Origin of the sequence: Rhodopseudomonas palustris (assembly GCF_013415845.1) — a bacterium.
Taxonomy (GTDB): Bacteria; Pseudomonadota; Alphaproteobacteria; order Rhizobiales; family Xanthobacteraceae; genus Rhodopseudomonas; species Rhodopseudomonas palustris_F.
Genome location: NZ_CP058907.1, coordinates 3,468,926 through 3,491,099 on the forward strand (window position 1 = coordinate 3,468,926; position 22,174 = coordinate 3,491,099).

Here is a 22,174-nt window from a genome sequence, read left to right on the forward strand (position 1 = left end):
GTCAGCCTATTTGGCCGAGGCTACGGCGCTCGGGCCGCGCGGCACCGGCTTCGGTTTGATCGATGCGGTGCCATCGTCGAGGAAGCGGTCGAGCGACTCCGCAATCGCATTCTTGACGCTCGTGGGCCCGCGATCGCTCATCTCGGTGTGCTGGAACTGGGTGTTGACCACCGTGATGCCCGCTTTGTCGCAGACCTCCCGCGCCGGCACCACGCCGGGATCGGTCTTGAATACGGGGTCTTCGGAGCGGAACGTCAGCGTCTTGAACTTGCCGTCGATCATGAACGGCACCCGCAGATTATCCAGCGTCACCACCCGCCGGATCAGCTCGGGATGCAGATGGGCGTAGTACATCGAAATGTCGCCGCCGTTGGAATGCCCGACCATGGTGAGATGATGGTAGTCGGCATTCGGCAGAATAGTCCTCAACTGCGCGACGGCGAAGTCGATATTGGCGACGCCCTTTTCATAGACCGGCAGCCGGCCGACGTAAGGCTCACCGACTTTGGTCACCAGCGGCCCGTCAGTCGGCAGATCGTGCTGAATACTGATCGCCAGATAGCCGCGCGCGGCGAACAGATTGGCGAGGAACGAGTACTCGGTGAACTTCACGGTGTTGCCGTGATTGAGCACAGCGACCGGGAGCTCAGCGAGGCCGCCTTCGGCCTGCATCTCCTTGTCACGGCGAACTGCGATGTCGATCTCGACCGGCCGCTGACGCGAAGCATCGTAGAACGTCAGCGTCTGGTGCCGGATCGCCCATTTCGAGGCGGTGAAGTAAGCGACGGCCGAGACGAGGCACAGCGCCAGCAGAACTGTGATTCCGCGGGTCATCATCCATCCTGAGTCGATCAGCAGCCCCATGCCCAGGACGATCGACCATACGACTATAAATCACAGTCATATGACAGGAAGATCAAAGATTAGCGGATCTGCGCCACCTCCTTGTGCAACTGCACAAACCAATGGCCGAGCGGAATAGTTTTCGCCGTTCAATGGGTTGTACAAACTTGAAATTTCTCCGGAAGGCGCGAGAACGATTTCACATGACTGCACGCACCGGCTTGGCGTCCGACCAAAGAATGAGGAGGATTGGGGAAAATTTGAACTACACGCCGACGATGTCGTGCAGTTCGAGCGGCGTTCCGGCCTGAGCGAACCATTCGGCGCGATTGGCGGCACGGCGGCGGCCGCGCTCGTCGAGCGGCAGCTTCAAGCGGCGCAGCAGATCAGTGACCTCCTCGCGCGCGGTGACGTGCCCCATGCTCGGACGCGTACCGAGCGTCGCCGCATCGAGATTGTCGAGCGCCGTCAGCCCGCGCGGAAAGAACTCGCGATACACGACCCGCTCAGCAAAGCCGTCGAGCGGCCGAAAGCCGATCCGCATCGCCAGCTCTTTCAACCCGGCGGCGACCATCTGGTTATTCCGCGCCCCGATCGTCGACAGCCGGTTCCGCACCACGATCCAATCGGTGTCCGAGCCGTCGAGCTGACGCCGCCGGCGCCGCGCATCGATCACCATCGCGGCGTAGTGACTCGCGCCGGTGACTTCGAAGGTCGTTGGATCGACACCGCCGAGCACATCGAAATCAAGGAAGCTGTCGTTGATCGGCGTGACCAGCGTATCGGCCATCGAATGCGCCAGCCGCATCAGATAACTATCCGAGCCTGGCGTATCGACTACGATGAAGTCGTGATCGTGCTCGACGGCCGCGATGGCGTCAGCGAATTGCTGAAACTCAGCCGCTTCATTGTCGGCGACCTGCATGGTCTCGCCGAGGGTCAGGCAGCAATGATCCGGCAGTTCGAGATCGAGCCGCGCGTGCTGGGACCACGCCTGGCGATTGGCGATGTAGCGGGTGAAGCTGCGCTGCCGGCAATCGAGATCGATGGTCGCGACCCGCTGACCAGCCTTCAGCAGCGCCACCGCGATGTGCAGCGCCAGCGTCGATTTTCCGGAGCCGCCCTTCTCGTTGCCGAGCACGATCACTCGCGCCGAGCCGGACTGACTTTCGGGGGCCTCAATCAGCATCGATCTCCCTTTCGCCGCCGATCTTCAAATCGGCGATCTCGAGGGTCAAGCAGATTGCGTAAGACGGGCCGCAACGGAAGCGGCTTCGCGCTTCATCATGAATCCGCAGCGCGCCCTTTGGTCGCGATCAAGCTTAACGGCCGCCTCGTCCTGCCTCTGCAACGGGCCGCCCCTGGTGGCGGTCAGCGTCGGGGCTTGATAAGATCGGATTCCTTTCCGCCGCCGCCTGGAGCGGCTTGTCTCCGCTGACCGCGATCGAGCCTTCGATGTCCCGTCCTCCCGTTGTCGCCCGCACTCTCCCCGCCCTTCGCCGCGCACTTGCCGAGCTGCGCAAGCGCAACGCCAGCGTCGCGCTGGTGCCGACCATGGGGGCGCTGCACGACGGGCACCTGTCGCTGGTGCGACTGGCGAAGCGGCGCGCCGACAAGGTGGTGGTCTCGGTGTTCGTGAACCCCACGCAGTTCGCCCCGCACGAGGACTTCGGCTCGTATCCGCGAACCTTCAAGGCCGACGCCTCCAAGCTTGCGGGAGAGAGCGTCGACCTGATCTGGAATCCCGACGTCAAGGTGATGTACCCGGAGGGCTTCGCCTCCAAGATTTCGACCGAAGGCCCCGCGGTCGCCGGCCTCGAAGACAGCTTCCGCCCGCACTTCTTCGGCGGCGTCACCACCGTGGTCGGCAAGCTGTTCATCCAGTGCCGGCCTGACGTCGCGATCTTCGGCTCCAAGGACTTCCAGCAACTCCGTGTGGTGACGCGGATGGCCACCGATCTCGACCTCGGCGTGAAGGTCATCGGCGCACCGACGGTGCGCGAACGCGACGGCCTCGCGATGTCGTCGCGCAACGTCTATCTGTCGACCGAGGAGCGCGCGATCGCACCGACGCTGTACCGGGCGATGAAAGAGGTCGCCAAGCGGATCAAGGCCGGCAAGACCATCGCGTCCTCGCTGACCGCCGGCGCCGAGCTCATCACCGAAGCCGGCTTCGTGCTCGACTACCTTGAAGCGCGCCACGCCGAGACGCTGGCGCCGATCAAATCGCCCAAGGAAGGTCCGATCCGGCTGCTGGTCGCCGCCAAGCTCAGCAAGACCCGGCTGATCGACAACATCGCAGTGTAAGCCGCGGCTGGATCACAAAGGCGCGGCTAGCCGCGGCTACAGCAGCCCGAGTTCGCGCAGCTCGCGGCGCATCGTCTCTGGCATCTCAGCGATCCCCTCGGCTGCCTTGCCGAGGTCCTGCGGCGCGTCAGATGCGGTGAGATAGCGCCAGCCCTGGAACGGCCGCATCGGCCGCGGGCTCACCGGGTGTACTTCGGGCTCCAGCACCAGGCGGCAACGGCTGATGCCGTCGCCATCGCGAAACGGCTCGATCGCGACCAGCTTCTCCCGCGCCGCGATCTCGCCCCGGATCACCCAATACAGCGAGCCGCCATCGAGCAGCTCCGCGTCCCGCTTCGGCACCATTCGGGTGATGTGGATGTGCCGCCCACCCGATCTGGCGCGCTCGGCCACCCGCTCGGTCAGATCCTTCACCGACTCGCAGCCCACCGCGAGCTTGATCAAATGCAGTGCCATCGAGGTCGACTGTCTCGCTTCCTGAAGAATGCCGCCGCTCAGTTTTCCGCGGGAGCCTCTTCCGGCGCAAGCTGGACCGGCGCAGGCGGCTTCGGTTTCGGTGGAGCGGGCGGCCTCTTGGCGGGCGGCGGATTGGCGGCAGCCGCACCGGCAGCATTGTGTGTGGCCGACGCCTGGGCCGCGGCCGGAGGCGCCGGTGGCTTCTTGGCCGCCGGGGCGCTCTTGGCGTTGGTGGCAGCAGCTGCCGCCGGCTTGGCCGGCGTGGGCTCCGTCATGATGCTGACGGGCGGAATTGAGGCCGACGTCGGGAAGTCGATATCCGTCGGCTTGCCGCTGGGCGCCTCGGTGACCCCGGCGAGCGCCGGCGTGGCGCCCGGCACGGGGAGCGTAGCCCCAGCGGCGGCGGCCGGTACCGGACCTGCGCCCGCGGTCATCGGCAGGCCGCCCCAGCTCGGCGCGTAACGGGTCAAGGTGGTCTCGTAGAGATGGTCGCCGATATTCGCTGCGATCCGGCTGGAATCGGTCAGCGACCGGAACGCCGCGCAGTCGGTCGGCTGGCAGCGATCCTGCGACGACAGCACATAGGCGATCAGGCCATAGCGGTCGCGCTCGATCGCGCGGCGCAACCGGTTCAGCTCCGGCGTCATCTGCTTGTCCGCGGCAGCAACGTCACCGAGTGCAGTCAGCCGCGCCAGCCGGGCCGACGCATAGGATACGGCGGCCGCGACGGTTTCAGGCGAACTGAACAGCGCCTTCTCGCAGGCTGCCAGAACCATGTCGCCGGCAAGGTCGTCGACGCAGGCCAATGCCGGCATCGCCTTGGCGATCGGATCGCGGGCCTCTCCCGAAGCCTGCGAGCTCCCCGAGCTGCCGAAGCCGCGAAATGCCGAATAGCCCGCCAGTCCGATGGCACCGATCGTGATCGCCACCAGCGCGCCGTTGGCGACCGACTTGTCGGCCCGCAGCAACGTGATCAGCACCAGCAGCGCCACGAATGCCGCAACCGCGACGGTGGCCCACATCGGAAAATTTGGTGAATGCAGAATCTGGTCGAACCAAGCCGACCAAGCAGCCGAATCCATGCGCGTTGTCCCCTGAGCGCCGATCCGGCGACTGAACACCGGCTTTACGACCAAAATGGGCGCAAGACTTGGCGAAACGCGTCCCCGAGATCGCTGTCCCCTGCCTCGGGCAGAGGCGTCAGGACAGCGATGATGATCTCAGAGGCTTATAGGTCTTTGGAAGACAGACGGTGCGCGGCTCAGCAGACGCTGAGCTGGCTCTCTTTGGCGACTCGTTCGAACGCCTCGGAGATATTCTTGATGCGGTACTGGCAATCAGACCCATCGGTCGGGAGCAGACGGACGATTTCGTACATGCCGCTGGCTGCCGGACGGGCAACGTTGCTGGCGGTAAAATAGACGGATTCACCTACCACGAACTTGTGCTTCAACGCTCAACTCCTGCGCCACTTGAATACCGATCCGTGCCTTGTTGCCAGGTGTGATCGGCTCCCCCCAAACCCCGCGGGCTTATAGCACGCGGGACGCTCTTCTGGCCAGTGAATCACGCATGGCTGGCGCCCCGATTTTGCTTGTTTTTCAGCGATCTAGGCGGCGACCGGGCTGGAACTGGAGCATCCTGGGAATGAATCCCTTCCGCAGGTCAATCGGTCTCGAATTTATCGATGACCCAGGTCTCGGCCAGCGCGGCCTGAGTCCATTCCTGGAATGCCGGCAGCGCCATCATCACCGCCACGTAGCCCTGCGCGATCGGGTCAAGCTCGACCGCATAGGTGCGAAACCGATGCACGACGGGTGCGAACATTGCATCGACGCCGCTGAAGCGGCCGAACAGATACGGCCCGAACCGGCCGTAGCGGTGACGGCAGTCGGTCCAGATCTCCTGCACCCGGGCGATGTCGGCGCGCGCCGCATCCGACAGCGGCTTGGCGCCGACCGGCCGATGGATGTTCATGCCGCACTCGTTGCGCAGCGCGGCGAAGCCGGAGTGCATCTCGGCCGCCACCGACCGCGCATGAGCCCGCGCGGCGACATCGTCGGGCCAGAGTTGGGCCTTGGGAAAGCGCTCCGCGGCGTATTCGATGATCGCCAGCGAATCCCAGATCGTGACGTCGCCGTCGACCAGCACCGGCACCTTGCCGGCCGGCGTGAAAGCGAGGATGCGGCGCTTGTCGGCGTCGCCGGTGTACAGCGGGATCACCACCTCATCGAATGCGACGCCGGTGGCCTTCAGCGCGATCCACGGCCGCATCGACCACGACGAGTAGTTCTTGTTGCCGATCACCAGCGTCCGCGCCATGGCCGAATACTCCCTTCATCCCCGCAGAAATGCGTCCCTCGGCAATCAATCCACGACCATCGTGGCTGTCAATCGGTCGAGGTTGCGGCGCGCGGGCCATTGCGGCACTGCATTGCCATGACACCTCACGATTCGGCGCCCACCCCCGCCTCTCCTGTCTCCGCCCTTGAAGACGACATCCTCGCCGTGCTGAACAAAGCCGGCCACGGCACGCTCAGCGCGCCGGAGATCGCTCATTCGCTGCGCCCCGAGGGCGACTGGCACGGTCTGCTGATGCCGATCCGGCGCGCCGCCGTTGCGCTGGCGCTGGACGGCCGGCTGGTGATCTACCGCAAGGGAAAGCCGGCCGACCCCAACGACTTCCGCGGCGTGTACCGGCTCGGCCTTCCGCGCCACGACTGAGCGGCGCTACGGCGACGGCAGCAGCGACGTCGTCTTGCCGCCGAGCCGATAGGCCAGCAGCCCCGCCCATTCATGCACGGCGACGTCGGTGCGTGCGAGCCCCGCCGCCAGCGTCGAGAACGTGCGTGCTGCGTCCTCGCTGCCGCGCGTTCGCCAATCGACCGGATAGGGCACGACGTCGAAGCCGGCTGCGCGGAATGCGATGATCGATCGCGGCATGTGAAATGCCGACGTCACCAGCAGCCAGAGTTCGCCCGGCTTCGGTGCCACCAGAGCACGCGTATAGGCAGCGTTCTCGGCGGTCGTCCGCGACTTGTCTTCCAGCACCAGGCGATCCGACGCTAGGCCGAACCGCTCCAGCAGTTCGCCGGCGAGCGGGGCTTCGGCGACCGAGCGCTGGATCAGATTGCCGCTGCCGCCGCTGTAAACGATGCGTGCCTTCGGATAGCGCCGCGCCAGATCGAGCGCCGCAAGCACGCGCTCGGCCGAGGCGTCGACTTCGAGGGTATTGCGGGCGACGCTGAGTTCGGAATCGATCGCTCCGCCGAGCACGATGATCCCATCCGGCGCGCGTCCCGCCTCGTGCCAGGGCGGAAACCGCTCGGACAGCGACAGCAGCAGTACGTTGCCGAGCGGCGAGTAACCGGCGATCAGCAGCAGCACGACGCCGCCGATCAGCAACGCCCGTCCTGCCCGCCACCAGCGCGTCAGCATGAGCACCAGGCCCGCCACACAGATCATCGCGATCGTGTTGGACGGATGGACGAAGAAGCCGAGGATCTTGGAGAGCAGGAAGAACATCGGTCACCAGCACGCTGAAGATCGTCTCTTTCGACGTGCGTTATTCCGGCAGCGAGGTCAACGGCGGCTAGCGCTCAGTCCCACACTGGTGCGGTCGGCATCGTGGTCAGGCGTCCTTTCGGACTGCCGAGCGTGAAGATCTCCTGCATTTCGGCATCCGACAGTTCGAAGTCGAACACGTCGATGTTCTGCGCCAGCCGCTCGAGGCGAGAGCTGCGCGGAATTGCCGCGACGTTCTGCTGGATCAGCCAGCGCAGGCAGACCTGCGCGGCGGTCTTGCTGTGCACGTTGCCGATCCGGGTGAGAACCTCGCTCTTCTTGGCATTGCCGCGCGCGATCGGGCTGTAGGCGACCAGCGCCATGCCGTACAGCGCGCAGCCGGCGAGCACCTTCTGCTGATCGAGAAAAGGGTGGTACTCGACCTGATTGCACACCAGCGGCGCCGGGCAGACCGCCACCGCCTCAGCGAGCAGCGCGACCGTGAAATTCGAGACGCCGATGTGCCGCGTCAGGCCGAGCGCACGGGCCTGCGCCAGAGCGCCGAGTGTTTCCGCCAGCGGCACATGCGCGTTCGGCCAGTGCAGCAGCAGCAGATCCACCTCGGACAGCCGCAGCTTGACCAGGCTCTCTTTGGCCGAGCGAACGAGATCATTGGGGGCGAAATGCGTCGTCCAGACCTTGGTGGTGACGAACAACTGATCGCGGCGAATGTGGGAATTGCGGATGCCCTCCCCGACCTCGCGTTCGTTGTCGTAGATCTGAGCGGTGTCGATATGGCGATAGCCGAGGCGGAGCGCCTGCTCGACGATCCGCGAGCAGCTATGTCCGCTCAGTTCCCAGGTGCCGAGCCCGAGTGCGGGGATCTTGGCCCCATGGGCTTCGACGAAGTGCGCGTCGGCGGTCTGCATGACGATCGTCCCGCATTTTGGGTACGTAGACTGATCAGAAGTAGTATGAACCGATCAGCACTCGCTGCCAATCGCTGGCGCGGCGACGAGCTTACTAATTTCTTCCCGGCGACCGGCCAGCGCGGCAAACACCAGATCGGGCGTATGCGCGATCACGGTCAGTAGCGCACGCGCCGGTCCGCGCGGGCTCCGCTTGCCCTGCTCCCAGTTCCGGATGGTCTCGACCGGCACACCGAGCCGCGCGGCGAACTCGGTCTGAGTCAGCCCGGCGCGCAGCCGCAATTCGCGCACCTTCGGCTCAGCCGCGGGAGTACGCACGATCGGGTCGGGACCGGTCGGCGCGAGCGGAAACTCGTGGCCGTCGCGCAGTTCGACGATCCGCCCGTCCGCTTTCAGCCGCAGCCGCTGTATCTGGGTCATGGACGGAATCGTCCGCCAACAGCGTTAACAAGACATGAAGAGACTTATTTCAGTCCGAACCACAGCGTCGCGATGCCCAAGAAGGCGAAGAACCCGACGACGTCGGTCACAGTAGTGACGAACGTCCCCGACGCGACCGCCGGGTCGGCCCGCATCCGCTCCAGCGCCATCGGGATCAGGATACCACCAAGCGCGCCGGCAATCAGATTGCAAATCATCGCCAGCCCGATCACCACACCGAGGCCCGGCACCCTGAACCAAGCGTAGGCCGCGATGCCGGTGATCAGCGCAAACGCGACGCCGTTGACCAGACCGACCAGCGCCTCGCGCATCACCACCCGAACCGCGTTCCAGGGCCCCAGTTCGCGGGTAGCGAGCGCCCGCACCGCCACCGTCATGGTCTGGGTCGCAGCGTTACCACCCTGGCTGGCGACGATCGGCGCCAGCACGGCGAGTGCCACCATCTGCTGCAGCTGATCCTCGAACAGCCCGAGCACCGAGGACGCCAGGAACGCGGTGGCGAGGTTGACCAGCAGCCAGTTGAAGCGGCCGCGCGCGATCGTCCACACCCGGTCGGACAGTTCTTCGTCACTGGTGACGCCGCCCAGCGCCTTGAGGTCTTCGTCGGCCTCCTCCTCGATCACGTCGACGACGTCGTCGATGGTGATCACGCCGACCAGACGGTTCTGGCCGTCGACCACCGGGGCCGCGACGAGGTTGTACTTACCGAACAGCCGAGCGACTTCCTCCTGATCGTCGTCCACCGACACCTTGCGGCGATCCTCGTCGACCAGCTCTGGCAGCGGCACGTTACGGTGCGACCGCAGCAGCCGATCCAGCGACACCGCGCCCTGCCAGTGATTGACGCCGTCGACGACGTAGATCTCATAGAAGCGATCCGGCAGCTCGGCGGTTTCACGCATGAAGTCGATCGCCTCGCCGACGGTCCAGTCCCGCGGCACGGCGATGAAATCGGTCTGCATCCGCCGGCCGGCGGAGTTTTCCGGATAGTCGAGGCTGCGTTCGAGCGCGTCGCGTTCGGAGGGCGGCAGCTTGTCGAGGATCTCCTCCTGATCCTCTTCGTCGAGCACCTGCAGCAGCTCGACGGCGTCGTCGGAATCCAGTTCGCGGACGCCTTCGGCTACGGTCTCCGGCTCGAGCTCTTCGAGGATCTCCTCGCGGACGGTTTCGTCGACTTCGTTGAGCGCGGAGAAGTCGAAATCGGCCCCGGTCAGTTCCACCAGCCGAACCCGCTCGTCTGAATCCAGCGCCCTGATCAGGTCGCCGAGGTCGGCCTCGTGGAGTTCGGACACCAGCCCCCGCAACGAGCCGGCGTCTTCGGCGGCGATCGCGCGAGACACCGCCTCGACGAACTCGGCCCGGAGGTCACCGTGGTCATCCCGCATGGCCATAGGATCGAGAGCGGCCAGATCGGGCCGCACGACCGCATCCACGTCGTCGGTCATGGGGGCTCCCGCGAGTTTTTACTGGTTGCAGAAATCGGGCGCCGTCGGGCAAGATGCACTGTCGAACGGCGGCGCGAATGCCCGTGGCAATAACCAATCGGTGAAGCAGAGCGCAATGATAATCGTGACACCCACCAACAATCCGCCAACCCGGAGGGTGTCGTGATCGTCGCGCGCACCGCTGCTGCCTTCGTCGCCCTCGCTGCCCTCGGCGGGACCGCTCACGCCGCCGAGTGCCCCCGCCCCGGGACGCTCGGCACCTCGCGGGTGCTGACCGTCGATCCGGCGACCTATCCGCGCGTCGGCCTGAAGAGCTTCCCGCAAACCCTGCCGCTTGCTGATCGCGAAGTGGTGCTGACCTTCGACGACGGTCCGGCCGCCACGACCCCGGCGGTGCTGAAAGCTCTCGCCGACGAATGCGTCCACGCCACCTTTTTCCTGGTCGGCAAACCCGCCTCCGAGATGGGCGAGATGGTGCGGCGGATCGCGGCCGGCGGTCACACCATCGGCCATCACACCTACACCCATCAGCATCTGTCGGCGCTGAGCCATGCCGATGCACTCACCGAGATCGACCGCGGCATCGCGGCCGACGAAGCGGTGATGCGCGCCAAGGGCATTCCGGTGGCAACCACGCGGTTCTTCCGCTTCCCGTATTTCGAATCCACCCCGGCGCTGCTCGATGATCTGCAGGCGCGTGGCATCTCGGTGTTCGGCGCTGATCTGTGGGCCAGCGACTGGAATCTGATGACGCCCGACGAACAGCTCAAGCTGATCACCGAGCGCCTGACGGCGACCGGCCGCGGCATCATCCTGTTTCACGATCCGCGCAAGCAGACCGCCGAAATGATGCCGGCCTTCCTGCGCTGGCTGCGCGAAAACAACTACCGCGTCGTGCACGCGGTGCCCTCTGACGAAGCCGGGCATGCGGTTGCGTCGGATACGCATGGCCGTACTGCGCGCTGAGCCGGCCCCACGTCCCAGAATCGCCATGGAACTTTGAACGGTTAAGCAGCCGTTCATGACGCGGTTTTATTTTCGGTCCGGGTTGGGATTCGGGCGTCGTGAACCGCGCTGTCGGTCGCGTGAAGGCGGTGCACTGTTGTCTGAACGTTCGTTGCGGATTTCCTATCTCGTTGGTGCGGCTTGCGTCGCCGCCGCACTCGCCCTCCAGCCCCATCAGGCCCAAGCGGCAAGCTGCCCCGGCAATCCCGATGCGCTAGGCACATCGCGTACGCTGGTCGTCGATCCGCGCGAACATCCGCGCATCGGCACGATGCAATATAGCGAGACCCTGCCGCTGCGCGACCACGAGGTGGTGCTGACATTCGACGACGGCCCGCTGCCGCGCGAAAGCAATCAGGTGCTCGACATCCTGGCCAAGGACTGCGTCAAGGCGACGTTCTTCGTGGTCGGGCGGATGGCAAAGACGTTTCCAGCCGGTGTCCGCAAGCTGCGCGACGCCGGCCATACCATCGGCACCCACAGCCAGAATCATCCGCTGAGCTTCAACCGGATGTCGGTGGAGCAGGCGCAGCAGGAGGTCGACGAAGGCATCGCCTCGACCCTCGCCGCCCTCGACGGTGACCGCGCCGCGCTGTCGCCGTTCTTCCGTATTCCCGGCCTGCTGCGAGCCGAAGCGGTCGAAGGATACCTCGCTTCCCGCGGCATCCAGGCATGGAGCGCGGACTTCCCGGCCGACGACTGGCGTCACGTCTCGCCCGACACCGTGTATCACCTGGCGATGAGCCGTCTGGCCGCAAAGGGCAAGGGTATCCTGTTGCTACACGACATCCAGCCGCGCACGGTGGCGGCGTTGCCGCGGATCCTGCAGGCGCTGAAGGCCGGCGGCTACAAGATCGTGCACGTGGTCGCAGCGACGCCGGAACTGCCGAAGACGCCGACCGAGCCGCAGGAGTGGCGGCTGCATCCGACTTCCGAGACGGTGGCGAAGGTGCGCTGGCCCAAGGTGCCGCGCTTCGTGTTCGCCAATGAAGAGATGCTGCCCGCCCCCGAACTCGCCGACATCGGCCTCGACCGCGACCGCCTGATTCCAGGCAGCGCCCCGATCCGGTCGAATCGTCTCGCGCGTGGCCAGGTGCCGACGCCGCAGCGCTCGCCGTGGCCGCGGCAGGCCCTGATCGAATCGCCCGACAATCTGATCAGCCTGCCGGTGCCGTCGCCGAGCCTGTTTGCGATTCCTGAACGGAACGCTCCGGCAATCCGGGCGATGGTCCCGGTGAAGGCGGAACGCGCCGCCCGCGAAACGCCCCAGCTCGTCCGCGACGCGAACAACCGGACGCTGTCGATCGACGTCGGCGCCGCCGCGCGGCCGATCTCCGGCAGCGTAGGGATTGCCCCGGAAGGCCTACAGCGGGGCCCGCTCGACGCCGGCAGCCGCCCTCGCCCGCTCAATCATTGATCCGGTTACCCGCCCAGCGCTTGCCAGCCGGCAATTTGCCATTAGATTGACGGCACATTGCCGAACCATCGGTGGGGCGCACCATGTCCATCATCGAAATTGTCGCGGATAAGCTCGGCGGCAAGCCGGTACTCGGTGCAACGGTTCGGTCCCAGGCAGACTTGGCCATGGTGGTCCGCAACCGGCTCCCCCTCGCCGCCCTCCAGGGATTGAGCCGCGCCGGGCTGAGCGATCAGGAAATCGAGCGGTTCGTCATCCCGCAGCGGACACGCCGACACCGCGCCGAGCGCAATCAGCCGCTCACGATCGACGAATCCGATCGGGCTGTCCGCCTGCTGCGCATTCAGAGCCTCGCCGAGGACACCTTCGACGTGGACAAGGCCAGCCTCTGGCTTCGCCGCCCTCTGGCTGAGCTGAACGGCGAAACACCCCTCACCGTCGCGCAAACTGAGGCTGGCGCCAGGCTGATCGAGATGGTGCTCGGCAAGATCGCTTGGGGCGCAGCCGCCTGATGCGCCTGTGGCGACTGTCTCTCGCCCGTCACGCTCGGGCGTTCGACGGCGGTTATGGACTGCTGTTCGACGGCCGTTGGAACACCGTCGGCCGGCCCGTCACCTACTGCGCGACATCGCCCGCTCTCTGTGTGCTGGAGAAGCTGGTGCACGTCGAAGACCCGCTGCTGCTGCCTGCGCTGATGATGGTGCGCTACGAAGCACCGGACGACTTGGCCGTCGACGACGTGCCACTTTCCGCCCTTCCGACCGATTGGCGACGTCGGGAGAGCTGGACTCAACGGCGCGGTGATGCGTGGCAGGCCTCGCTGACAGCCCCGCTGCTGCGGGTGCCATCCGCGATCGTCCCGATCGAGGGATCACCGGATCTCAACGTTCTGATCAACCACCGGCATTCTGGCGCCGACCGGATCAGAATCGCAGACATCGAGCCGTTCACCCTCGATCCCCGCCTGTTCTGACGATCGGGCTTCGGCATCCGAATGCCAACGTTCTCGCAGTTCCTATGCGCGAGACCAGGTCGTAAGGTTGTTTGGGAGGGGTGCGCCGAGCTACACGGCCGGCGCGGAAGTGGTGCGCTCGGAGGGACTCGAACCCCCACGATTTTACTCACTGCCACCTCAAGGCAGCGCGTCTACCAATTCCGCCACGAGCGCTTGGGACCGGTTTCGGGCATCGCCGACCGGATCGACGGCGCCCATTTAACAAAACAATGATGAGGCCACAAGGCCAGATCACCTTCGATCTGGGGATCGCGGCAACATCTGTTTGACCTCGACCGCAATTCGGTTGCGATCGACCAAAACCATGCCGGAAGCGATCGGCATGTTGTTGGCGAGGATCTTGACCTCGTCGGCCTCGGTGGCATCCAGTTCGATGATGGCGCCGCGGCTCAGCCGCAGCACCTGGTGGATCGGCATCGAGGTGGTCCCGAGAACCACCATCAGATCGACGGAAACTTTATCGAGTGTCGGCACTGGAACCCGGACTGACTTGCCTGAGGAACGAAGACGTAGTCGACGACACCACGTTATGGTTATCCAATGATTAACGCCCCCACTTCCCCCCGCCAGACGCTGGATTGGACCGCTCTGAAGCCCGCCGACGGCTCGCCGGCGGTGGAATGGCGGATTTCCGATTCGCTCGTGCCCTATCCGGAGGCGGTGGCGACCATGGAGGCACGGGCCGCGGCGATCGCAGCGGGCGACGCGCCCGAGCTGGTCTGGCTGCTGGAGCATCCGCCGCTCTACACTTCAGGCACTAGCGGCCATGCCTCCGACCTGCTCGAAGAGCGCTTCCCGCTGTTCACCACCGGCCGCGGCGGCCAGCTCACCTATCATGGCCCCGGCCAGCGCGTGGCCTATGTAATGCTCGACCTGAAGCGCCGGCGCCCGGACGTGCGCGCCTATGTGGCTGCGCTCGAACAATGGATCATCGCCACCCTCGATGCCTTCAACATCCGCGGCGAACGCCGGGAAGATCGGGTCGGCGTCTGGGTTCGCCGACCCGACAAGGGCGAAGGTTACGAGGACAAGATCGCGGCGATCGGCGTCCGGCTGAAACGCTGGGTGTCGCTGCACGGCATCGCCATCAACGTCGAGCCCGACCTGTCGCACTTCAAGGCGATCGTGCCCTGCGGCATCAGCGATCCGCGCTATGGCGTCACCAGCCTCGTCGACCTCGGCCTGCCGGTGGTGATGACCGACGTCGACATCGCTTTACGCTCTGCCTTCGAAAACCTCTTCGGCGAAACCCGCACAGCCGCAACCACAAGCGCCTGATCGCCTCCTTCCCGGATCGATCCGCACGCGAAGTGATCACTCGCCGAAAGCGCGACTGTCACAATCGGCCGTGAGGCTCGATCAGCGCAGCGGCCCCGTGTCGAGTCACAGACTCCGGCAACGGAATTGTAACGATGAAACCGCTCGGTTCCCGCCGCGCGGCACTGACAACGCTTTCGTCATGTTAGCAGGGAAAGATCAGCGACGGCCTCATTAGCTGCGGCCGCGCCACCCTCGTAGTTGTCCTAGTACCTAGTTTCAAGAATGATCCAACGCCCCACCAGTTCTCCCGATAATCAGTCACTGTGGCGCGCCGCGCTCGAGCAGACGCGCGATGCTGCCATCGTTATCGACGATGCTGGCAACGTCTGTCTGTTCAACCGAGCCGCAGAACGGATTTGGGGAATTTGTCGCACGGACATCGTCGGCCGTACTATTGGAATCCTCGGCCTCGACGGCATGACCTCGAAGCCCGCCTCCAGAGCCTTCTCCCCACCCGCTACATCGAACGGCGTCGCCATTCTCGAAATCCCACGGCCGGACGGCCAGGTCATCAGCGCCGAGCTCACGCAATCGATGATAAGCACGTACGGCCACAACTACACTCTCGTCACCGCGCGCGATATCACGCCAGAGATGGAGCGGCGCAAAGGCATCGAACTGATCTCATCGATCGCAGACCGTACCACCCGCGCGGTACTGGTCACCGACGCTGATCTGAAGCTGCTTTACACCAACGCCGCCTTCACCGGCCTGTTCGGCTTCAGTGCCGCAGATGTCAAAGGCCGCAACGTCATCGGCCTCCTCGCCGGCCACCACACCAATCGCCGGACGATCGCCAACCTAAAACAACGGATTGCCGACGCCGAGGGTGGCGAAGAAGAGATCCTGGTTTACGATCACAATGGTGACGAGATTTGGATATCGGCAGACGTAAAGGCGCTGCACGATGCGCAAGGCCGGGTCACACAGGTCTTCGGGCTGCTGACCGACATCTCGGAAACCCGGCAATTGCGCATGCTGCAGCAGGTGACGCTGAGCGCGCTCGCCGACGAGATTCCGATCACCGACGTCGCCGACCGGATGTGCCGCTTTGTCGAGAAGATCGCGCCGGACGTGGTCTCCACCATCCTGCACGTCGACGCCCAGGGGCTGTTGCACCCGCTCGGTGGCCCGAGCCTGCCCGAGGATTACTCGCGCGCGCTCGACGCCGTGTCGATCGGCCCGCAGGTCGGCTCCTGCGGCGCTGCCGCGTATTTCGGCAAACCGGTGCTGGCACTCGACATCGACACCGATCCGCGCTGGGAGCCGTTCAAGAAGCAGCTGTTGGAAATCGGGCTGCGCGCCTGCTGGTCGTCGCCGGTCAAGGCCAAGGATGGCCGTGTGATCGGCACCTTCGCGTTCTATTTCCGCGCCTGCCGTCCGCCGAGCCATTGGCATCACCGGATCGTTGACGCCTGCCTGCATCTCGGGGCGCTTGCGATCGAGCGCATGGAGTCGCGCGCGCAGATCGCGCGTCTTGCCTATTTCGACATGCTGACCGGCCTCCCCAACCGCGCCCGGCTGCGGGATCTGATCGCGGCCGCGACCGCGGCCTGCCCGCAGGGCCGCATGGTTGCGCTGGCGTTTCTCGACGTCGACAATTTCAAGGACATCAACGACACGCTGGGTCATGCCGCCGGCGACGAATTCCTGATCGAGTTTGCGCGAAGGCTGCGCGATCAGGTCCAGCCCGGCGACGTGGTGGGACGGCTCGGCGGTGACGAATTCGTCGTCGTGTTGCCGAACCGGGAGCCGGCTGAAATCGAACCGGTGGTCGCCCGGATCAGCGAGGCGCTGATGCTGCCGTTTACGCTCTGCAACAGCCAGGTGCCGATGTCGGCCAGCATCGGCGTCAGCCTGTATCCCGACAACGCCACCGACCTCGACACGCTGATCAACCAGGCCGACACCGCGATGTATCGCGCCAAGCGCTCGGGCCGCTCGACCTACCGGCTGTTCAACAGCGACATGCATGGCGCAGCCGAGCAGCGGATGGCCTATGCGGCCGCGCTACGCTCGGCGCTGGCGAACAGCCGCCTCGAATTGCATTACCAGCCGCAGATTCGCACCAGCGACGGCGCACTGCACGGCGTCGAAGCCCTGGCGCGCTGGAACGATCCGGCGCTCGGTCCGGTGCCGCCGACGAAGTTCATTCCACTCGCCGAAGAGTGCGGCCTGATCGATCAGATTGCGTGCTGGTCGATCCGCGAGGCCTGCCGGCAGATGCGGGCATGGCGAGACCAGGGACTCGAGGTGCCGAGCGTCGCCGTCAATCTGTCGCCGATCAACTTCGAGAATCCAGCGCTACCGACACTGGTGGCCGACACGCTCGCGACCTATCACCTGCCACCCGAAGCTCTGATGCTCGAGGTCACCGAAGGCGTCGCCCAGGACAACCGCTCGACCGCGCACGAGACGATGATGGCGCTGCGCCGGATCGGGGTCGGACTGTCGCTCGACGATTTCGGCACCGGCTATTCCAATCTCAACCGGCTGGCGCAATTGCCGATCCGCGAGCTGAAGATCGATCGCGGCTTCATGAGCGAACTCGAGACCAGCCCCACCGCCCGCGCCGTCGTCACCACCGTGGTGCGGGTCGGCCAGAGCCTCGCCCTCAGCGTCGTCGCCGAAGGCGTCGAGACCACCGCTCAATTCCAGCTCTTGAGTGAGCTCGGCTGTGACGTCGCCCAGGGCTTCCTGTATGCGCCGGCACTGGCGCCGGCTGCATTCGAGCAATGGCTGCTCGGCTACAGCGCCGCCCGCGGCGGCGCGATGATGGAGCGCATTAGCCCGACGAGCACGGATGACCGGACGGCGCCATTCACTACCACGCGGCGGCGGAACTAACCGCCACCGCGTTTGCGCGCGCTTATACCACGACTGCCGATCGTGGTGCGGCGGCGAGCTTGCGCACGATATAGCGCTGCTCTTGGGTCAGACCACCGAAGCCATAGCCGTCGGCCCGCACGCCGTTGACGTGGACATAGCTTTCCGAGTGCAGCGGTCCGAGTAGTTCGCCCATGCGGGCGTAGGTTGCGGTGATAAACTCCGCCTTCTCGTCTTTAGTGTTGCTGCTGTCGACGATCCGGATGTCGAGCCAGAAGCTGGCGAGGTTCTGATCCGCCAGCGAGGCACCGGCCGCGAACCAGTCGGCCGGATCGACCTGCTCGACGATCACCGCCGTCACCTTGGGGTCCTTGTGCAGGATGGTGGCGGCGAGATCGCTGGCCGCGGCGGCGATCCGCGGCTTCAGGTCCGAGGTCGGGCGCGGCGTCGAGTAATGCACGGTGATCAGCGGCATCGGTAGCTCCTCTCAACAAGTGTTCGATGCTGCAGAAGCTAGACCTCGCCCATAAATCAAGATACCCTATCAATCCACGTTTCAATCATAACAAATTCTGATAATGAGATGATCGACCTCGACATCGCCGCGGTACGCGCCTTCGTCCACGTCGCCGATCTGCGCAGCTTTACGCGGGCCGCCGAAGCGCTCGGCACCACCCAGGCGGCAATCAGCATGCGGCTGCAGCGCCTGGAGGCACTGCTCGAACGGCGCCTGCTGGAGCGCTCGCCGCGCTCGGTCGGGCTGACCGCAGAAGGCTCGGCGTTTCTGGATCGGGCCCGCGCGCTGATCGACAACAATGATCGCGCAGTTGCCAGCGAGCGCGTAATCGTTCAGTCACTCCGGCTTGGTATCAGCGACCACGTCGCCGGACCGGATTTGGTGCCGCTGCTGGCCCGGCTTGGCCGAGGGCGCTCCGACCTGCGGATCGAAGTCAGCATTGGGTTTTCGCGCGACCTGGTCGATGCGTTCGATCGCGCGGAGCTGGATGCGATCTGCATCCGCGAGAGCGCGGGGCGACGCGGCGGGGAGACCTTGCTGCGCGATGAATTCGGCTGGTTCGCAGCGCCCGATTTCGATCTCGTCCACGGCGCGCCCGTTCCGCTGGCCTCGCTCGCTGCGCCGTGCGGCGTACGGGCAACCGCGGTGCGCGCGCTCGACAAGGCCAGGGTGCCATGGACCGAAGTGTTCGTCGGCGGCGGCGTCAGTGCAGTAGTTGCCGCTGCGCTCGCCCGCCTCGCCGTCGCACCGCTGGCCAAACGCATCGCGCCGCCGGGACTCGTCGATGTCGGCGCCACACTGAAGTTGCCACGCCTGCCTGCGTCGCCGGTCGTGCTGCACTCCCGCGTCAGCGACGCGAGCCGCCGCGCGGCGCTCAGGACCTTGGGGGCGACCTTCAGGCAGATCGCAGGCTAAGCCAGCGGCGTGCCGGTCTCACAGAGTCGACAGGATCGAAAACCGCTCACCGGCCGCCCGCTGAGCCAGCAGTGCGGCGCCGGCCTCTTCCACCACCACCGCGTCGACCCGCGCGGCCGAGGGGCCGCGGTGGCAGGCGGCGATCATGTCGGCGACCACAGTCTGGTCGCCTCCGAGCAGCGCTTCGACGCTGCCGTCGCGGCGGTTGCGGACCCAGCCCTCGAGGCCGTTCGCCTGCGCCGTCATCGCCAGCCAGGCCCGATAGCCGACGCCCTGCACCCGGCCGCGGATCGTCACCTGCCGGATGATCTGGCCCATCAGCGCTTCACACCGAGGAAGTGTTCGTTCCGATCAGCGACGACGTCGGCGCGCGTGACCTTGTCCATCAGGTCGGCGCCGGCGAGCCCGGTCAGTTGCTTCGGCGTCGCACCGGCTTTGATCGCCGACAACGTTTTGAACACGGCCTCGGTCGCAGCCGCGATCGGCGCATGGCCCTGCACCGCGATGCGGACTCGCCTGCCCGCGAGATGATCGAAGTCGCCGAGTTCGGCCGGCGGGCTGCCGAGCGCGAGCGGCAGCGTTGTCGCGGCGCTGATCGCTTCCAGCTGCGCGCGGGTCTTCACGCCGGTGAAGAACAACGCATCAACGCCAGCGGCCTCATAGGCCAGCGCGCGCTCGATCGCATCATCGAGCGACGTGATCGAGCAGGCACCGGTGCGTCCGAAAATAACGAGATTAGGATCGCGTCTCGCGTCGAGCGCGGCCTTGATCTTGCCGAGCCCCTCTTCGCGCGACACCAGCTGCGGCTTGGCTTCGCCGTAGGCCTGCGGCAGCAGCGTGTCTTCGATGGTGAGACCGGCGGCCCCCGCCGCTTCGAGTTCTTCCACGGTGCGGCGAACATTGAGCGCATTGCCGTAGCCGTGATCGGCATCGACCACCACCGGCAACGCGGCGGCGCGTGTCATGCGCCGCACCTGCTCGGCAAGCTCGGTCAACGTGATCAGCGCGATGTCGGGATCGCCGAGGATCGCCAGCGAAGCCACCGAGCCACCGAACATCCCGAACGGAAAGCCGAGATCGTCGGCGATCCGGATCGAGATGGCATCGTATACAGACGCCGGGCGCACGCAGGCGGATCCGGTGAGGATTGCCCGCAATGCGCTGCGGCGGTCGCGCCAGGCCACGGCGGGCTTACGCGAACTCGAGGATCAGCGCATCGACCGCGAGCGTCGCTCCGGCCGCGGCGTGGATCTTCTTGACGGTGCCGTCGCGTTCGGCGCGCAGCACGTTCTGCATCTTCATCGCCTCGACCACCGCCAGCGTCTCGCCGGCCTTGACCTCCTGGCCCTCGGTCACCGCGATCGACACGATCAGGCCCGGCATCGGGCACAGCACCTTCTTGCCGGTGTCGGCCTTGTCGGCTTCCTTCATCCAGCGCGCGGCCGCCGCTTCACGCTCGGTGAAGACGTTGACCGACACTTCGTAGCCATGATGCGCCAGCTTGAAGCCGTTCGGGATCGCACGGACCTGCACCGCGACCGGATGGCCGTCGATGGTGCCTTCCCACACCGGATCGCCCGGCATCCAGGACGACAGCAACTGGTGCGGCTGACCGAGCGAACCGTCGGCATTGGCGAAGCGGACGACGAACGCCTCACCTTCGCGGATCACGTCGAGCGGCACTTCGCTGCGCTCCAGCCACACGCAGCGGCGGCGCTCGCGGATCACCGCGCGGCCGATCATCTGGCCCGAGATCTTGCGCTTGCGCTCGCCGATCACCCGGTCGATCGCCGCGCCGACCGCGGCGATGCGGCGGGCGACTTCACCCTCCGGCACCCGCGGATGGAATCCCTGCGGGAATTCCTCGGCGATGAAGCCGGTCGACAGATTGCCCTCGCGCCAACGCGGATGCGTCATCAGCGCCGACAGGAACGGAATGTTGTGGCGGATGCCGTCGACGTAGAACGCGTCGAGCGCATGGGTCTGCGCCTCGATCGCCGCGGCGCGCGATGGCCCGTGCGTCACCAGCTTGGCGATCATCGGGTCGTAGAACATCGAGATCTCGCCGCCCTCCTGCACGCCGGTGTCGTTGCGCACCGTGATGCCGGAGGCTGCGCTCTCGGCCGGCGGGCGATACTTCACCAGGCGGCCGATCGACGGCAAGAAGTTGCGGAACGGATCTTCCGCATAGACGCGGGACTCGATCGCCCAGCCCTTCAGCGTGACGTCCTTCTGCGCCAGCGCCAGCTTCTCACCGGCCGCCACGCGGATCATCTGCTCGACTAGATCGATGCCGGTGACCATTTCGGTGACCGGATGTTCGACCTGCAGGCGGGTATTCATTTCGAGGAAGTAGAAGCTCTTGTCCTGGCCGGCGACGAACTCGACGGTGCCGGCGGAGTCGTAGTTCACGGCCTTGGCCAGCGCGACCGCCTGCTCGCCCATCTTGCGGCGGGTGACTTCGTCGAGCAGCGGCGACGGCGCCTCTTCGATCACCTTCTGATTGCGGCGCTGGATCGAGCATTCGCGCTCGCCGAGATAGATGACGTTACCGTGCTTGTCGCCGAGCACCTGGATTTCGATGTGGCGCGGATCGACGATGAACTTTTCGATGAAGACGCGGTCGTCGCCGAACGAGGCCTTGGCCTCGGCCTTGGCGAGGTTGAAGCCTTCGGCGACTTCCGCCCGCGAATGCGCGATGCGCATGCCCTTGCCGCCACCGCCGGCCGAGGCCTTGATCATCACCGGGTAGCCGATCTCGTCGGCGATCTTCACCGCGTGCTTGTCGTCCTCGATCACGCCGAGGAAGCCGGGCACGGTCGAAACCTTGGCCTGCGCGGCGGCCTTCTTGGACTCGATCTTGTCACCCATCGCGGCGATCGCGCCGGGGTTCGGACCGATGAATACGATGCCGGCCTCGGCCAGCGCCTTGGCGAACGCCTCGCGCTCGGACAGGAAGCCGTAGCCCGGATGCACCGCCTCAGCGCCGGTCTTCTTGCAGGCCTCGACGATCTTCTCGATCACCAGATAGCTCTCGGCCGCCGCCGGAGGGCCGATCAGCACCGCTTCATCGGCCATTTCGACGTGCAGAGCGTCGCGGTCCGCCTCGGAATAGACGGCGACCGTCTCGATACCCATACGACGCGCGGTCTTGATGACCCGGCAGGCGATCTCGCCGCGGTTGGCGATCAGAATTCGTTTGAACATGCTCTTTTTCTTGCAACCTTGGATGGT

24 protein-coding genes and 1 tRNA gene are annotated in these 22,174 nt (G+C 65.6%); 9 read left to right on the forward strand and 16 right to left on the reverse strand.

Annotation, left to right across the window (positions count from 1 at the left end):
* Window positions 1-6 precede the first annotated feature (6 nt).
* Together HZF03_RS15840 and HZF03_RS15845 are read right to left on the reverse strand one after the other, a co-directional pair.
* Window positions 7-834, reverse strand: a complete 828-nt coding sequence (locus tag HZF03_RS15840) for an alpha/beta fold hydrolase (protein ID WP_012496577.1) — start codon at window positions 832-834, stop codon at window positions 7-9.
* Between the two features lie 274 nt (window positions 835-1,108).
* Window positions 1,109-2,032, reverse strand: a complete 924-nt coding sequence (locus tag HZF03_RS15845) for a division plane positioning ATPase MipZ (RefSeq protein ID WP_011158699.1) — start codon at window positions 2,030-2,032, stop codon at window positions 1,109-1,111.
* 266 nt (window positions 2,033-2,298) lie between these two features.
* Between HZF03_RS15845 and panC the strand changes: the two genes are divergently transcribed.
* Window positions 2,299-3,150, forward strand: a complete 852-nt coding sequence (panC, locus tag HZF03_RS15850; RefSeq protein WP_119019215.1) for a pantoate--beta-alanine ligase — start codon at window positions 2,299-2,301, stop codon at window positions 3,148-3,150.
* A 36-nt stretch (window positions 3,151-3,186) separates the two neighbouring features.
* Here the strand turns inward: panC and HZF03_RS15855 are convergent, their stop codons facing one another.
* The 4 genes from HZF03_RS15855 to HZF03_RS15870 form a co-directional block, all read right to left on the reverse strand.
* Window positions 3,187-3,606 (reverse strand): DUF1489 family protein, encoded by a 420-nt coding sequence (locus HZF03_RS15855; RefSeq protein ID WP_104511606.1) that lies wholly within the window; start codon window positions 3,604-3,606, stop codon window positions 3,187-3,189.
* Between the two features lie 38 nt (window positions 3,607-3,644).
* Window positions 3,645-4,688 carry a hypothetical protein gene (locus tag HZF03_RS15860; protein ID WP_119019199.1) on the reverse strand — a complete coding sequence of 348 codons (1,044 nt, stop codon included), beginning with the start codon at window positions 4,686-4,688 and terminating at the stop codon, window positions 3,645-3,647.
* 179 nt (window positions 4,689-4,867) lie between these two features.
* A complete protein-coding gene (locus HZF03_RS15865; protein WP_011158703.1) occupies window positions 4,868-5,059 on the reverse strand; it encodes a hypothetical protein in 192 nt (63 codons plus the stop codon).
* Between the two features lie 212 nt (window positions 5,060-5,271).
* A complete protein-coding gene (locus HZF03_RS15870) occupies window positions 5,272-5,928 on the reverse strand; it encodes a glutathione S-transferase family protein (protein WP_012496582.1) in 657 nt (218 codons plus the stop codon).
* Window positions 5,929-6,045: 117 nt separating this feature from the next.
* On the opposite strand from HZF03_RS15870, the gene HZF03_RS15875 reads away from it, so the two are divergent.
* Complete coding sequence (locus tag HZF03_RS15875) at window positions 6,046-6,330, forward strand: DUF3253 domain-containing protein (RefSeq protein WP_012496583.1); 285 nt, start codon at window positions 6,046-6,048, stop codon at window positions 6,328-6,330.
* 6 nt (window positions 6,331-6,336) lie between these two features.
* Here the strand turns inward: HZF03_RS15875 and HZF03_RS15880 are convergent, their stop codons facing one another.
* The 4 genes from HZF03_RS15880 to mgtE form a co-directional block, all read right to left on the reverse strand.
* Entirely contained in the window at window positions 6,337-7,131 is a 795-nt protein-coding gene (locus HZF03_RS15880; protein WP_119019198.1) for a YdcF family protein, read from the reverse strand.
* A 74-nt stretch (window positions 7,132-7,205) separates the two neighbouring features.
* Window positions 7,206-8,039 (reverse strand): aldo/keto reductase, encoded by an 834-nt coding sequence (locus HZF03_RS15885; protein WP_119019197.1) that lies wholly within the window; start codon window positions 8,037-8,039, stop codon window positions 7,206-7,208.
* A 54-nt stretch (window positions 8,040-8,093) separates the two neighbouring features.
* Window positions 8,094-8,450 carry a helix-turn-helix domain-containing protein gene (locus HZF03_RS15890; protein ID WP_179906330.1) on the reverse strand — a complete coding sequence of 119 codons (357 nt, stop codon included), beginning with the start codon at window positions 8,448-8,450 and terminating at the stop codon, window positions 8,094-8,096.
* Window positions 8,451-8,503: 53 nt separating this feature from the next.
* Window positions 8,504-9,925, reverse strand: a complete 1,422-nt coding sequence (gene mgtE / locus HZF03_RS15895; RefSeq protein ID WP_119019195.1) for a magnesium transporter — start codon at window positions 9,923-9,925, stop codon at window positions 8,504-8,506.
* Window positions 9,926-10,087: 162 nt separating this feature from the next.
* Between mgtE and HZF03_RS15900 the strand changes: the two genes are divergently transcribed.
* The 4 genes from HZF03_RS15900 to HZF03_RS15915 all read left to right on the forward strand — a co-directional run bounded on the left by HZF03_RS15900 (window position 10,088) and on the right by HZF03_RS15915 (window position 13,320).
* Entirely contained in the window at window positions 10,088-10,891 is an 804-nt protein-coding gene (locus tag HZF03_RS15900; RefSeq protein WP_119019194.1) for a polysaccharide deacetylase family protein, read from the forward strand.
* 136 nt (window positions 10,892-11,027) lie between these two features.
* A complete protein-coding gene (locus HZF03_RS15905) occupies window positions 11,028-12,347 on the forward strand; it encodes a polysaccharide deacetylase family protein (RefSeq protein WP_119019193.1) in 1,320 nt (439 codons plus the stop codon).
* A gap of 83 nt (window positions 12,348-12,430) precedes the next feature.
* The gene (locus HZF03_RS15910) at window positions 12,431-12,859 is read left to right on the forward strand and encodes an antitoxin Xre/MbcA/ParS toxin-binding domain-containing protein (RefSeq protein ID WP_119019192.1); all 429 of its coding nucleotides are present in this window, start codon (window positions 12,431-12,433) and stop codon (window positions 12,857-12,859) included.
* Window positions 12,841-13,320, forward strand: coding sequence for an RES family NAD+ phosphorylase (locus HZF03_RS15915; protein WP_234832289.1), 480 nt, complete (start codon window positions 12,841-12,843; stop codon window positions 13,318-13,320). The genes HZF03_RS15910 and HZF03_RS15915 overlap by 19 nt, the downstream gene beginning before the upstream one ends.
* 110 nt (window positions 13,321-13,430) lie before the next feature.
* Here HZF03_RS15915 and HZF03_RS15920 read toward each other — a convergent pair.
* Together HZF03_RS15920 and HZF03_RS15925 are read right to left on the reverse strand one after the other, a co-directional pair.
* Window positions 13,431-13,515, reverse strand: a tRNA-Leu gene (locus HZF03_RS15920).
* 78 nt (window positions 13,516-13,593) lie between these two features.
* Window positions 13,594-13,836, reverse strand: a complete 243-nt coding sequence (locus HZF03_RS15925) for a FliM/FliN family flagellar motor switch protein (protein ID WP_011158713.1) — start codon at window positions 13,834-13,836, stop codon at window positions 13,594-13,596.
* Window positions 13,837-13,902: 66 nt separating this feature from the next.
* Here HZF03_RS15925 and lipB point away from each other — a divergent pair, with 66 nt between their 5' ends.
* Window positions 13,903-14,640, forward strand: a complete 738-nt coding sequence (lipB, locus tag HZF03_RS15930) for a lipoyl(octanoyl) transferase LipB (RefSeq protein WP_119019190.1) — start codon at window positions 13,903-13,905, stop codon at window positions 14,638-14,640.
* A 264-nt stretch (window positions 14,641-14,904) separates the two neighbouring features.
* A complete protein-coding gene (locus HZF03_RS15935) occupies window positions 14,905-17,529 on the forward strand; it encodes an EAL domain-containing protein (protein ID WP_234832288.1) in 2,625 nt (874 codons plus the stop codon).
* 22 nt (window positions 17,530-17,551) lie between these two features.
* Here the strand turns inward: HZF03_RS15935 and HZF03_RS15940 are convergent, their stop codons facing one another.
* The gene (locus HZF03_RS15940) at window positions 17,552-17,983 is read right to left on the reverse strand and encodes a tautomerase family protein (protein WP_119019189.1); all 432 of its coding nucleotides are present in this window, start codon (window positions 17,981-17,983) and stop codon (window positions 17,552-17,554) included.
* Between the two features lie 108 nt (window positions 17,984-18,091).
* Between HZF03_RS15940 and HZF03_RS15945 the strand changes: the two genes are divergently transcribed.
* Window positions 18,092-18,940 (forward strand): LysR family transcriptional regulator, encoded by an 849-nt coding sequence (locus tag HZF03_RS15945; protein WP_119019188.1) that lies wholly within the window; start codon window positions 18,092-18,094, stop codon window positions 18,938-18,940.
* 18 nt (window positions 18,941-18,958) lie between these two features.
* On the opposite strand, the gene HZF03_RS15950 is transcribed toward HZF03_RS15945, so the two are convergent.
* Genes HZF03_RS15950 through HZF03_RS15960 form a run of 3 tightly spaced genes read right to left on the reverse strand, consistent with a single transcriptional unit; the run spans window position 18,959 to window position 22,147 of the window.
* Entirely contained in the window at window positions 18,959-19,258 is a 300-nt protein-coding gene (locus HZF03_RS15950; protein ID WP_119019187.1) for an acylphosphatase, read from the reverse strand.
* Window positions 19,258-20,124 carry an isocitrate lyase/PEP mutase family protein gene (locus HZF03_RS15955; RefSeq protein WP_119019186.1) on the reverse strand — a complete coding sequence of 289 codons (867 nt, stop codon included), beginning with the start codon at window positions 20,122-20,124 and terminating at the stop codon, window positions 19,258-19,260. Before HZF03_RS15955 ends, HZF03_RS15950 begins: the two co-directional genes overlap by 1 nt.
* A 7-nt stretch (window positions 20,125-20,131) precedes the next feature.
* On the reverse strand, window positions 20,132-22,147 hold the full coding sequence (locus HZF03_RS15960) for an acetyl-CoA carboxylase biotin carboxylase subunit (RefSeq protein WP_107345023.1): 2,016 nt from the start codon (window positions 22,145-22,147) through the stop codon (window positions 20,132-20,134).
* Window positions 22,148-22,174 lie beyond the last annotated feature (27 nt).